Origin of the sequence: Salegentibacter mishustinae (genome assembly GCF_002900095.1) — a bacterium.
GTDB lineage: Bacteria > Bacteroidota > Bacteroidia > Flavobacteriales > Flavobacteriaceae > Salegentibacter > Salegentibacter mishustinae.
The window spans coordinates 1,684,538-1,697,079 of record NZ_LLKN01000002.1 but is presented as its reverse complement, the minus strand read 5'-3'; the positions used below and the strand labels follow the sequence as shown (position 1 = coordinate 1,697,079).

Annotated in this window: 8 protein-coding genes and 1 tRNA gene; 4 read left to right on the top strand and 5 right to left on the bottom strand. The window is 35.3% G+C overall.

Going from position 1 to position 12,542, the window contains the following annotated elements; translation table 11 throughout:
- The first annotated feature begins 91 nt into the window (after window positions 1-91).
- Together APB85_RS10635 and APB85_RS10630 are read left to right on the top strand one after the other, a co-directional pair.
- Window positions 92-1,159 carry a flavin monoamine oxidase family protein gene (locus tag APB85_RS10635; RefSeq protein ID WP_057481751.1) on the top strand — a complete coding sequence of 356 codons (1,068 nt, stop codon included), beginning with the start codon at window positions 92-94 and terminating at the stop codon, window positions 1,157-1,159.
- Window positions 1,160-1,530: 371 nt separating this feature from the next.
- Entirely contained in the window at window positions 1,531-1,755 is a 225-nt protein-coding gene (locus tag APB85_RS10630; protein ID WP_057481752.1) for a hypothetical protein, read from the top strand.
- 501 nt (window positions 1,756-2,256) lie between these two features.
- On the opposite strand, the gene APB85_RS10625 is transcribed toward APB85_RS10630, so the two are convergent.
- The 3 genes from APB85_RS10625 to APB85_RS10615 all read right to left on the bottom strand — a co-directional run bounded on the left by APB85_RS10625 (window position 2,257) and on the right by APB85_RS10615 (window position 6,451).
- Window positions 2,257-4,464 (bottom strand): tetratricopeptide repeat-containing sensor histidine kinase, encoded by a 2,208-nt coding sequence (locus tag APB85_RS10625; RefSeq protein ID WP_201780892.1) that lies wholly within the window; start codon window positions 4,462-4,464, stop codon window positions 2,257-2,259.
- A 325-nt stretch (window positions 4,465-4,789) separates the two neighbouring features.
- Window positions 4,790-4,863: transfer RNA gene (locus APB85_RS10620), tRNA-Pro, on the bottom strand.
- 325 nt (window positions 4,864-5,188) lie between these two features.
- Window positions 5,189-6,451 (bottom strand): carboxypeptidase-like regulatory domain-containing protein, encoded by a 1,263-nt coding sequence (locus APB85_RS10615; RefSeq protein ID WP_229792197.1) that lies wholly within the window; start codon window positions 6,449-6,451, stop codon window positions 5,189-5,191.
- Window positions 6,452-6,622: 171 nt separating this feature from the next.
- Here APB85_RS10615 and APB85_RS10610 point away from each other — a divergent pair, with 171 nt between their 5' ends.
- Both APB85_RS10610 and APB85_RS10605 read left to right on the top strand, forming a co-directional pair.
- Window positions 6,623-7,501, top strand: a complete 879-nt coding sequence (locus tag APB85_RS10610) for a cation diffusion facilitator family transporter (RefSeq protein WP_057481754.1) — start codon at window positions 6,623-6,625, stop codon at window positions 7,499-7,501.
- Window positions 7,502-7,750: 249 nt separating this feature from the next.
- Window positions 7,751-8,224: a UpxY family transcription antiterminator gene (locus APB85_RS10605; RefSeq protein WP_057481755.1), complete on the top strand. Its 474-nt coding sequence runs from the start codon at window positions 7,751-7,753 to the stop codon at window positions 8,222-8,224.
- A 64-nt stretch (window positions 8,225-8,288) separates the two neighbouring features.
- Here the strand turns inward: APB85_RS10605 and APB85_RS10600 are convergent, their stop codons facing one another.
- Complete coding sequence (locus APB85_RS10600) at window positions 8,289-11,315, bottom strand: SbcC/MukB-like Walker B domain-containing protein (RefSeq protein WP_057481756.1); 3,027 nt, start codon at window positions 11,313-11,315, stop codon at window positions 8,289-8,291.
- Between the two features lie 3 nt (window positions 11,316-11,318).
- Window positions 11,319-12,536, bottom strand: coding sequence for an exonuclease SbcCD subunit D C-terminal domain-containing protein (locus tag APB85_RS10595; protein ID WP_057481757.1), 1,218 nt, complete (start codon window positions 12,534-12,536; stop codon window positions 11,319-11,321).
- Window positions 12,537-12,542 lie beyond the last annotated feature (6 nt).

Sequence of the window (12,542 nt, the reverse complement as noted above, 5' to 3'; positions counted from 1 at the left end):
TCCGGTGGTTTTTTTATTATTAAATAAGAAATTTACCTCAAATTGCTGAAAGTATTTTCTAAGCTGACTAAGAATTAATAAGAAGTTTTAAATGGATTCTAATGAGAAAATAATAATTATAGGTGGAGGTTTAAGCGGACTTACCTTAGCTTATAAATTATCACAACAAAATATAAAAACCACTGTACTTGAAGCTTCATCACGAATAGGCGGAAGAATACAAACAGTTAAAGGTAACCTGGGAACGCCTATGGAGTTGGGGGCAACCTGGTTTTCAGAGATGCATCCAAACCTAAACTCTTTGATAGAAGAATTAGGATTGAAAAAATATCCGCAATTTTCTAAAGGTAAATCATTGTTTCAAACCAAATCGTTCGAGCCACCGCAGGAATTTTTTGTTCCAGAATCTGATAATCCATCTTACAGAATAGTAGGTGGCACCCAAATCTTGATTAATACCTTGAGTAAGAAACTACCTTTTGAAAGCCTTAGCCTTAATTCAAAAGTTACTTCCATCACAGAGGTTGGCAATCAATTATCAATAGAAATTGCCAATAAAGAAAATCAAATTGCAGATAAAGTTATCTTGTGTCTACCGCCTGAGCTAGCCGGTTCTCTTATAAAATTTAGGCCTAATTTGCCGGCCGATGTCTCAAAAATTTTACCAGAAGTTCAAACCTGGATGGCAGGTAGTATAAAGTTTGTCCTGGAATATGAAGAACCTTTTTGGAGGAATTCTGGATACTCGGGAATGCTTTACAGTCACTGCGGAATCGTTGCAGAAATGTACGACCATACTAATTTTGAACAAAATAAATTTGGCTTTACAGGCTTTTTAAATTCTGGCGCCATAAGTTATTCCCCGGAAGAAAGAGAAAAACTTGTATTGCAACATTTAGAAGAATTATTGGGAAAGGAAACATTCACACCAATAAGTTATAAAGATAAAATTTGGGTAGATGAATTTGTGTCGGGAGGAAAACAATTAGTTCAAAGACCGCATCAAAATAATGGCCACCCACTCTTGCAACAGAGCTACCTTAATAAAAAATTATACTTCTCTGGAACAGAAACTGCAGTTGAATTTGCAGGTTATATGGAGGGAGCTGTTATTTCTGCCTTTAATACTTTAGCCAAATTAGATTTTCAGGATAGATAATATAAAAATTATCTGAATCTTTTTTAATACCCGGGGTATGAATTAACTTAAAGAATAGTAGTTTTTTATACTTCATCATCGGGAAAGCTAAAATATTCTAGAGGGCGGGGCTTTTAAAACTAACTAACATTCACTAAGTTGTCAAACTAAATAAGAACTAAATTTTTAATTTGCTGGTTTTGAGCTTATGATTGGTAACTGAATAGCCTTAAAATTAAAATACTAGCAGGAGTGTATGTTAATTATGAGAGTAATTAAAAAAAAATAGAGAAGAACTTCACTCTTCGCTTTTTATTTAGCCTGTTATTATTATTTTAGGGAAATAGAAAAATATTAAGATTAATTCACTATTTTATATTTAAAAATTAGATATGGGAAGACCTTCCACAAAACCTAAAGATCTGCGTGACGGATATTATATTGAAGTCCGTAATAAAAATCAGAGAACTGGAATAAAAATCCGTAGGGATACCAAAGAACAACTGCTTCTGGCAATAGAGGAATATAAAGAAAGTAAAGAAGTTATTGTTCTGGGTAAATCTGAAAACGGAGTTATGAAGGATATTCCAGGCCTTGAAGGTAATTCGGAGGCTTAGATTTAAAACATACTTGGCCTCAATTGGAATTATTCACTAAGCTTCGTTCTCGAAATTCAAAAGGAGTGAACAAAGTTTATTTATAATTCATTTTATAGAGTATAGACTTTATAAAATATAAACAGAAAGCTCAAGAACAGCTCTCATAAAAGTGATAGTTCTTATATCTTGAGATTTAGAAAAGGGTAATTGTATGATCTAAATATAGTTATCCTTTATTTTTAAGATTTTTGATAAGTTAATAGTCTGGGGTAGAAAAGTGGATTATATGGTCGGCATACCCTGTTTCTAACTTATCCTGGAAGTTTCAATACCATCTAGCTTATCTTTAAAATTGAGATCAAATAAAAAATATTAGCTGGTTTCCTTATGTGTCCTAAACCTCTTTACATAAAGTAATTATTCCGGTAACTTTTTATCTCAATTCAATAAATTGAAAAGAATATTTTGCAAAAATAAACATCTCGGCTGGCACAACTAATTTTGTGATGCTTTAGCTCACTATGCGCTTTTTTGGATCATAAAGTCAAATTCAATATGAGTTCCCTTATCATTGTGTTCTCTCATCTTCCCATTTAGTTGCAGGGTAAGTAATTGTACCAATTGTGATCCAAAACCGGTGCCTCTGGGAGCAAGGCCTGCAGTTTTCCCTACACCATTATCGGTCACCTCCAGTCTCAAATTTTGATTACTACTTTTTTCCAGACTTATATTAATAACGCCTTGTTGCTGTTTTGGAAATGCATACTTAAGGGCATTAGTGAGCAGCTCATTCACAATAAGACCAATGGGAACGGCAGTATCAATATCCAGTTCCAGGTTATCCATAGCGCATTCAATTTTTACTCGATCTTCTGCATTAAAGCTGTCGAGAATGCCTTCGCCCAGGTTGAGGAAGTAATCCTTCATTTCAATACTTCCCAGATTGGTACCTTGATATAATTTTTGATGAATAATGCCCATCGATTGTACCCTGTTTTGGCTGGCGATCATGGCATCTTTAGTTGCGGGATCATCTATTTGAGCCGACTGTAATGCAATCAGGCTTTTTACCATTTCTAAATTGTTCTTAACACGATGATGTATCTCTTTAAGGAGCAGTTCGTTTTCAGCATTGCGTTGGTCAAGTAAAATATTTTTTTCGGCCAACTCTCCATTTAATGCTCTTAGCTTTTGATTGCTACTTTGTTTAAGTCTATAATTACGATACAATAGGGCGAGCAATAAGGCACCAATAATTAAGGCAACCGTATAAATAGTTTGTTTTTGTTGATTAGCAGCAAGCTCTTTATCTTGTTTTAGAACATTTACCTGTAATTCACTTTCCCGAAGGCTCCTTTCGTTTCTTTCTACTTCTATGATATTATTGGCCTCTGACCATTCTTTGTAATAATTAAGAGCAGTCTTATAATCTTCTTTCAGTTCATAAACATTGAATAATTTCTGAATAAAATATGCGGTATTTGCCTTGGTATTAATGGCAATTGAGGAATTCCTGGCTTTTTCGTAATACGAAATTGCTTCATCATATCTGCCTTCTTCCCTGGCAATATCCCCTATACGAGAATGTGCAAATTGATAAATATCAATCGTGGTTAAGTTATATTTCTCTAGCACTTGTATAGTTTCAATCAGGTAGGATTTTGCTTCTTCATATTTTTTCCTATTGATTAGATGATTACCCATTGAGTAATAATACCAGGTATGATGAAAGGGATTTGTAATTTGAGGCAATAGTTCCTGAAATTGGTTCATATAATAGTCAGTCGAATCTGGATTTGATTCTTCATAATAATATGTCAGAACCTTATAGGCAGTGACTAGAGCCTCTTGCTTTTCAGGGTAATCTGAATTCTCATAACCAATAATACTCTTCTTTATATATTGAATTGCTATTTCTTCTTCCTCGGGCAAACCATATTGATAGTAGAACCTACCCTTATCTTTCAATATTTTAAGCTGAATTTCAGGCCGTTTATCATCTTTAAGCAAATCCAGAGCTTTTACAAAAAGCTCGAGGCCCGGTTTTGGCTCTCCTCTTATAATTTTTATCAAAGCCCAATTGATCAATAGCTCATAACCCAAAACCTTATCTTTATTGTTTTCAGGGATTTTTTCGTAATAAGCCCAACCTATGGGAGCCAGGGAATCTACTATATTAAAGTTATGAGACCTATTTGCTCTGTCTGTAATATCGCGGTATAATTCAGCCAAACGCTTATATTGTAGCGGTTTGCTATTTTGCAATAGTAATGCAGCTTTATCAAAATAATAAACAGTACTATCTCTATTAAAATGTGGCATTTCTTTAAACCACAATGCCTTACCCTGATAAGTTCTACTCAAAGCCAGAACTTCATCTGAAGAAAGGTTTTGGTGAACACTTATTTCAACTACAGGTTTATCGTTTTTTTTAACCAAAGAACTCTGGGCAAATCCGTTCGTGCATAGGAGCAAAGCAATACACCAGATAAAGGATTTAAAAGAGTTGATCATCGCTCTGCCTGTTGGGAGATGAACAATTGATAAACCATTGTGAGAATTGTAATGGACTAAGGATTGGTGAATTTTAGTAAGAGTAGTAGCAGGCGCAGTTTTCAGGATACGCTTAAAGGTTCCAGGCTCTTTTTTGATAGCAGGAATTTGATCCTGGGAAAAGTTGAAGCCAGAAAAATTACAAACCAGTACTATAGCGGAAATTATTTTCATATATCACTAATTAAACTGGGGGAGAAGAAAAATACCCTACTAACTAGAAATATACGATAATCTCTTTTATAATAATCATACAAGTATCTGAAATACAAAAATTTAGCCTGTTTAACAGAAGTTTGTTAATGCGAAAAGATGGAAACCGAGTTATTTGGAAAGGATTTGCGAAACTCTATAGAGTCTAGAGTTTTTACAATTCGTTTTAAAAACCCTTTTTTGGAAGTATCGTGCAATATGTTTTAAAGAATTGAGAAGGATAAGAGAAATTCTGTCCGAAAAATGTCTAAAAAAATGAAAGCCACTGATAACCAGTGGCTTTTTGTCGGGATGACAGGATTTGAACCTGCGACCCCACGCCCCCCAGGCGTATACGCTACCAGACTGCGCCACATCCCGATTCATAATTCAATTTTAGCTTTCAGAATTCGTTTTATTTAAGTTTCTGGCTTTTCCTGTTAAACTGTAAGAAAACAATAGAAACTGCCTAAAATTGAGTTGCAAATTAAAGTGCTTATTTGCTATTATCAAAACGAAAATCATATTATTTAGATGCTTAATTTCTGGCAATTTTAACTTGTTGAAAGTCAGTAAGGATATTTGCAAAAAAAACTTTAAGTCGGCTAATTTGCGATCTATAACTCGTTGATTTATTTATACAGTCAAAAAAAGGTTGCTTGAAAAACAATTCAAACAACCTTCTGCAATTTATATGATTAATTCTTTACTGGATATTTCTTTGAATTTTATCTATGGCGTTCTGTATAGACTTATCGGGTTCTATAATATTATTGCTTCCCCAGAATTGTAGATCGGTGAAACCAGATATATCATCTCCCATAACAACCCTTTTATTCAGGAAATTTTCATTTTTCTTAATCCGGTCTTCGGTTTCAAGCTGCCAGTTGGTTACGGCCATTTCAGAATTTACCTGGTACCTCGAATTAAACAGTTTCTTTTTCCAGTTCACTACAAAGAGAAGTTTGGCGTTGGAATATCCAAAATACCATTTGCCGTCTTGTTGATGATAGTCAATATCATACATTACTTCAATAGGGTATACCTTTGTTCCTCCTGGTTTTTTATTTACAAACATATTGGTAGCTGCGCGCCTGTTATCTACATTCATATTTAATTTTGCTCTTACCAGGCTTTGGGTTTCGGCATCTATGTAAAGTTTTCCAAAAAACCAGGGCATTTCTTTATTCAAATCCTTAAAGCTTACCACATATAGATAACGATTGTCAATTCGGGTTGGCTCTTCAAAATTGAATTCATAATTGTCTAAGTTCTCTTCATAAAATAAATAGTCAGGATATTTCATGACATCAATAAAGAGCGTGTTAAATGGCCCACCACGTAATTTAAGTGCCAGGGTATCCAAACGATCATAATCTGCCGTCTTACGTGCTTTAATCAATTCTATATCTTCCTCTCCGTAATGACTATAAGGTTTTTTATGGATTTTTACTACGGCTTCGCTTAAGGAAACGTTTCTATTACCTTTAGTAATGCTCTCTCTATAAAAAGCAGTCATTTGGGTGGGATCGTCAATATAGTTATCACCACGATTATCTAATATTGCCCGTACCAAACCTCGAGCATCGCCTGCTTCATATACTTTTACTTCAGAAAGTTCTTCCATCACAGGGTCCAGGTAAATTAAAGTACCCTCTGGTTTAAAATAACTCAGCGGTAAATTTTTACTCTGGTAACCTAAATATGAAATGTTTACCGTAGCAGGTCTTATACCTGTTGGGACTTTTAGAGAAAATTTTCCCTCGGAATTAGTAACCGTAGAAATATTGGTTTCATTTACCGAGATATGGGCGTTCATAATTATATCCTCGCTATTCGAGTTAATTACTTCACCTTTATATTCTACATAATCTTGAGAGGTATTTTGTAGAATTGTCGTTGCGCTTAGGGGTGTATAGCTAACAAGTACACCCACTAAAAAAAGAATTAGGGTTTTTAAATTTTTCACAGCTATAAAGTTTTGATATTCATTCTAATATACGAAATTTTAAGCAAAAATAATAGTGTGATTGCCGCCTTCAGAAATTATAGTTTGCGGTGTATTAGCATGAAGATTTAGCCATAGCCAAAAAAATGACTAATTTCGAAAGGAAAAGATAATGGACTTTTAGTATAAATTATGGGTCACGATCATCATCATCATCACTCTTCGGGAAAAAACCTTAAACTGGCTTTTTTCTTGAATTTTGGATTTACGATTCTTGAATTTATTGGTGGAATTTATGTCAATAGCATTGCTATAATTTCTGATGCTGTACACGACCTGGGAGATAGCCTTTCCCTGGGTACTTCCTGGTACCTGGATCAAAAAGCACAGCAAAAAAGCGATTCAAAATTTTCCTTTGGTTACAGAAGGTTTTCACTATTAGGAGCACTAATTAATAGTCTTGTACTTATTGGCGGTTCTATATATGTGATTTATGAAGCCGTTGGAAGGTTAATGAATCCTGAACATTCTGATGCGCAGGGAATGATGATCTTCGCGATAATAGGAGTAGCTGTGAATGCTTATGCTGCCTGGAAATTGAGTGGCGGTAAAACCCTTAACGAAAAAGTGGTTTCCTGGCATCTTATGGAAGATGTTTTGGGTTGGGTAGCCGTCTTGGTGGTTTCGATTGTTCTTCAGTTTAAGGACATCCATTACCTGGATCCTGCTTTATCGCTGGCCATTACGTTATATATTCTTTACAATGTATTTAAAAGATTAAAAGAGACGCTATTTATTTTCTTGCAGGGTACTCCGGCAGATATTAATTTAAAGGAAATAAAAAATAAAATTGAAAACATCCGGGGAGTAGCTTCTTCCCACCACGTACATATTTGGTCGCAGGAAGGAGAGCACCACGTTTTTACGGCCCATGTAAAGCTTGAAAATGTAAATAAATTCGAAGAGTATAAAAGGCTAAAAGCAGAAGTATTGAATACTCTTGAAGCTTACAATTTTGAGCATTTTACCGTACAGTTTGAGCTGGACTCAGAAACCTGTAGTTTAGAATAGAAATTTTTTCTATAATGTTTGCTTCTCTTTTGAAATTATTGAATTTGGGATTATTCCTAATAAATTAGCCTTCAGTAGTTCATCGATTAATCGAGTTTTCTTATAAGCTATCGTTATAATAATTCCTAAAAATCTTTGTATTTTTGAGTAACTAATTAGCAAATCAATCTAAATTTCTTCAACATTACCCTACTGCGAAGAGATGGAGTTAGAACTCCTGGACGTAATACTTGCAGATAAATCTTAATTATGTCGTGGTACGTTTTATACACCAAACCAAGAACTGAAAAAAGAGTAGCCGAAAGTTTGGAACAAATGGGGGTAGAGGTTTATTGTCCTTTAATTACTGAAATCAAACAGTGGAAAGACCGCAAGAAAAAACTAAAAACTCCTCTTTTTAAATCCTATGTTTTTATAAAGCTGGAAGAAAAGAATCGCAACCGGGTTTTTGATGTGCCGGGAGTAGTTCGGTATTTATTCTGGCTGGGGAAGCCGGCAATAGTACGAAATGAAGAAATTGAAGTCATCCAGGAATGGCTTGATGGTGAAAAAGTTGACGATGCTAAAGTAGATCACCTAAACCAGGGAGATAAAATAAGCATCAAAAATGGAGTTTTTAAAGACCACGAGGCTATTATTCGTGAAGTTGGAAATAGAAAAATGCGACTTATTCTTCCAAAATTAGGTTGCACCGTTGAGGTCCTGACTAAAGAAGTGATTTAAAATTTTTATTTTCACTCACAACTCACAACTCACAACTCACAACTCACAACTCACAACTCACAACTCACAACTTCACCGTCAAACTACTATAACCCTGCCCATTTCGGGTTAATTGAATTTGAGTAGCGATACGTTCTTTTAATGAAGCAACGTGGCTTATAATTCCAATGGTTTTACCAGATTCTGCCTGTAATTTTTCTAAAGTGTCCAGAGTTTGATCCAAAGTTTCAGGATCTAAAGTCCCAAATCCTTCATCGATAAATAAGCTGTTAATTTCAACATTTCTTGAAGCGAGATCAGATAAGGCCAGTGCCAGTGACAAACTTAAAAGAAAGGTCTCGCCGCCAGAAAGTGTTTTAACCGATCTTCTTTGCCCGCCCATATCTTCGTCTATAGTAACCAGGCCGTCGTCTTCATCTTCGTTTGCTTTGTCTATTTTATAACGTTCGCTAAGGTCTTTCAACCTCACATTTGCCAGGTGAATTAATTGCGAAAGGGTAAGATCTTGAGCAAAATCATTAAATTTTTTCCCCTGCCTGTCGCCAATTAGCGTATTTAAAAGTCGCCAGCGTTTGCTCTGTTTTTCTTTTTCAGCAATTTGTTTTTCCAGTTGCTTTAGTCGGGAGAGATACTCGTTGTTATTTTCCAGTTTTCTTCGCAATTCTTCGCAAGTAGACTTTGCCTGCTCAAATTCTCCCTGTTTTTTTGATTGTTCTGTGGCTAAATCTTCAGCAGTACGTTGGCTTTCATTTTCTTTAAACTGTTTGAGCTGTTTTTGTAAGGTGGAAATTCCAGTAGATGCAATACTTTTTTGTTTTAAAATATTATCTTTTTTGTCTTTTAACTCCAGGAATTTATTCCCCGGCAAGAGTGCGCTGAACGCTTTTTCAATAGATTCAAAACCTTGTTTTATAATTTCAGGTTGAAGCTTTTCCAACAGTTTATCATATCTTTTTGATTGCTGACTTAATTGCTCCTTTTGCTCTTTTTCGTTTTCTTTTAAGTAATTCTTTTCGTGAATTAAAGCATTCCATTTATCCAGTAATTCCCGGCTGTCTTGCACAATATTATTTCCTGAATAACTTGCTTGAAGTTGCTGCTGTAGTAATTTGCCTTGTTGCAGAATTTGATCTAATTCTTCCAGAATTGGCAATCCAGTGGCTATCGCACTCAATTTTTGTTGCGTAGTTTCAAATGCGTCAAGGCTTTCAATTTTTGTATTTATTTTTGCGATATACGTTTCCCAATTTATCTTTTCAGCTAAATTGAAATCAGGATATTTTTCACTGAATAATTTCTTGTTCTCCGAAACCTGGTTTTCAATCTCAGTTAAATCCTTTTTAGCTTTTTTTAGCGATTCTTCTAAATGTGCGAATTTTAATTGCGCCTGGATAAGTTTTTTGTTTTGCTCCTCTAGTTCATTATTTTTTGCTGAAATCTTTACTTCCAGCTTATCTTCAAATTCGGGAAGATGTTCAGAATAAGGATGCTCTTTAGAACCACAAAGGGGGCAGGCCTCTCCTATTTTTAGCGAGTTTCTAAGTTCTTCTAACTTCGCGGTTTTTAGCTGATTTTCCTTTTTAAGCTGAAGTATCTCTAAATCCTTTTTTAAGGAAATAAGTAGGTTTTCTTCCTTTTCAATAACTTTTGGGAGAGCTTCCAGTTCCGGTTGATACGCCTGAATGTCTTTAGTAAGTTTGTTACTATTTTCTTCTAGCTGGAGTTTTTTTTCTGAAAACTGTCTCGCTTCACGCGCTTTTTCCAGGTCGTTTTTTAAACGGGCTTTTTCCGAAATCAGTTTTTCTAAATCAACTTCTTTTAAATCAATTTCGAGTTGCTGTTTCTGCTGAAGTTGTTCAGCTTGAAATTCTTCCAGTAATTTCTTTCCGGTTTGTAGATCATTCTCCGGAAATTTCAGTTTTAATTCACGAATTTCGGTTTTGAATAATTGTAGCTTACTTTTATAATCACGTCCCAGGGAAGTTTTCTCATCCTGAAGCCTGACTATTTTTTCGGTAAAAAGATTTAATTTTTCTTTTAAATTTTCCGCACTAACATCTTCCTGAACAAAACCTTTTACACGCTGAATAAAACCGGAGGTATTCTCTTTATTCGCTTCAATTTTTTCCGAGGTCTTTCCCAGGTTTTCTTTTAAACTTTGTAATTCCTGCTGAAATCTGTTCCAGGATTGTAAGTCTTCAGCAATAGGTTGCAGTTTCTCGTGTTGGTTAAGAGCTTCACCATATTCGGCTTCAAATGCTTTAAGCTGTTGATTCAGTTTTGATTCTTCTTCCTGTAAACCGCTTATTTCTTTTTCCTGCTTTTTAATGTTCTCCTTTAAGTCCAGCTGTTTTTCAATCAGCTTCAAATCCTTCTGCAAACTTTCCGTTTGAGTAGTTTTTTCTTCTAGATCTTTTTTGAAAGTGTCAAGATCTTCTTTAGAAAGCAAATACGATTCAAAAAGTTTTATTTCGTTTTGCTGGGATTCAATTTCTTTAGTTTCGGCTTTAAAACGTTCAAAAGCCATAATGCCTAACTGCCGATAGATGCCGGTACCGGTAATTTTTTCCAGTAATTCGCCGCGTTCTTCCTTTTTAGCCGAGAGAAATTTAGCAAAATCGCCCTGGGCCAGTAAAACCGATTTAATAAACTGATCGTAATTTAAACCGATCAATTCTTCATTTTTCCCCGGAACTTCAGATTTTTTAAGATCTAGTAACGAGTTATCCTGAAGATTCGCAATCTCCATATTATAATCGTTGAGATTTCCATTTCGATTCACCTCAATACTCCAGGAAGAAGTGTAGCGACCCGAACCGGTCTCAAAAGTTACTTTGGCGTAAGCTTCCTTTTGGTTTCGGGTAAGAATGGCTCCTTTTTCCCTAATTTCTTTTTTACTGATTTTCCCCAGCCTTGGCACCTGATTAAAAAGCGCGAGTGAGATCACATCAAGGATGCTACTCTTACCACTTCCAGTGGGCCCGGTGATGGCAAAAAGTGTATTTCCCGAAAACGGAGCTGCTTCAAAATCTATAAAATTTTCACCTTTTAGGGAATTAATATTTTTAAAGGCTATGCTTAGAATCTTCATTATTTAAGCTTTTTTAGATTGATGCACTTCTTCAAGAATTTCATTAAAAGCGCTCATTAATTCCTTGCGGGTTTCCTCATCTTCTTCCTGCTTATCTACCAATTTTTGAAAAACATCTAAAGGTTGCAGATCTTCCAATTGTTGTTTTTCCTCATAGAGTTCGCCGCTACCACTAATCTTATTTTCAAAACTGGCGCGATGCTTTACAATCTCGTAACCTTCAACTTTAAAATTATCGACTAACTGATCCAGTTCATAGATTTTATTAGCGTCAAAATTATCTTCTTGCATTTCAATTTCAATTAAAGAAGCCAGTCCTTCCCGAGCCTGGAGCTCCATTAATTTTTGCTGAAGTTTTTCCAGAGTTCCAGTAATTTTCAATAATTCTCTAAAACTCGGAATTTCTATACTTTTTGGTTCCCAACCGGTCTCTGTATCCAATAGAAGAATACGGTTTTTATTAGTACGCTCACTAAATGAAAGTGGAATAGGGGAGCCGCTGTAAAAAGTAGGAGTAGCTGCATTTACCCTTTGTGGTTTGTGAATGTGGCCAAGTGCGATATAATTATAATAATCTCCAAACTGAAGCGCATTAAAAGCTGCCTGGTTGCCAATTTGAATGTCGCGTTCACTTTCTGAGGTTTCTGCGCCGGCAGCAAAAAGATGCCCCATAGCGATCGTTGGAATTTCAGGGAATTGAGATTTACAAATTTCAGCGGTATCTAAAAATGTTTGCTGAATTCCTTTTCGCAAAGCTTCCAGCCGGTCTTCGTAGGAATTTCCCTGGCTGGCAGTTCTTAAATCGGCATCCCGAAGATAGGGGAGAGCGGCGACAAGAATTTCGTTTTCATTTTTATCATTTTTAATAGGAACAATACATTCTGAAAGTTCGTTTGGTAAACCGCCAATAATATGAATATCTAATTCGCGTAATACTTCCTGTGGGGCATTAAGCATAGTAGGAGAATCGTGATTACCACCGGTTAGAATTATCTTGCAGTCTAGTCGCTTCAGTTTCATCAAAGCTTTAAAATATTGCTGCCTTGCTTCCGAAGAAGGATTTGCAAGATCAAAAACATCTCCCGACACCAATAAAACCTTTACTTCATTTTCCGAAATACAATTGCAAAGCCAATCTATAAAAAGGTCAAAATCGGGTTGTAAACTATGTTTATGCAGTTTTTTACCAATATGCCAATCGGCAGTATGCAGAATTTTCATAAGAAT

Coding starts and splice junctions, on each gene's coding strand:
- APB85_RS10610 (WP_057481754.1), top strand. CDS start 6,623: ATGGGTCACGATCATCATCATCATCACTCTTCGGGAAAAAACCTTAAA.
- APB85_RS10605 (WP_057481755.1), top strand. CDS start 7,751: ATGTCGTGGTACGTTTTATACACCAAACCAAGAACTGAAAAAAGAGTA.
- APB85_RS10600 (WP_057481756.1), bottom strand. CDS start 11,315: ATGAAGATTCTAAGCATAGCCTTTAAAAATATTAATTCCCTAAAAGGT.
- APB85_RS10625 (WP_201780892.1), bottom strand. CDS start 4,464: ATGAAAATAATTTCCGCTATAGTACTGGTTTGTAATTTTTCTGGCTTC.
- APB85_RS10630 (WP_057481752.1), top strand. CDS start 1,531: ATGGGAAGACCTTCCACAAAACCTAAAGATCTGCGTGACGGATATTAT.
- APB85_RS10595 (WP_057481757.1), bottom strand. CDS start 12,536: ATGAAAATTCTGCATACTGCCGATTGGCATATTGGTAAAAAACTGCAT.
- APB85_RS10635 (WP_057481751.1), top strand. CDS start 92: ATGGATTCTAATGAGAAAATAATAATTATAGGTGGAGGTTTAAGCGGA.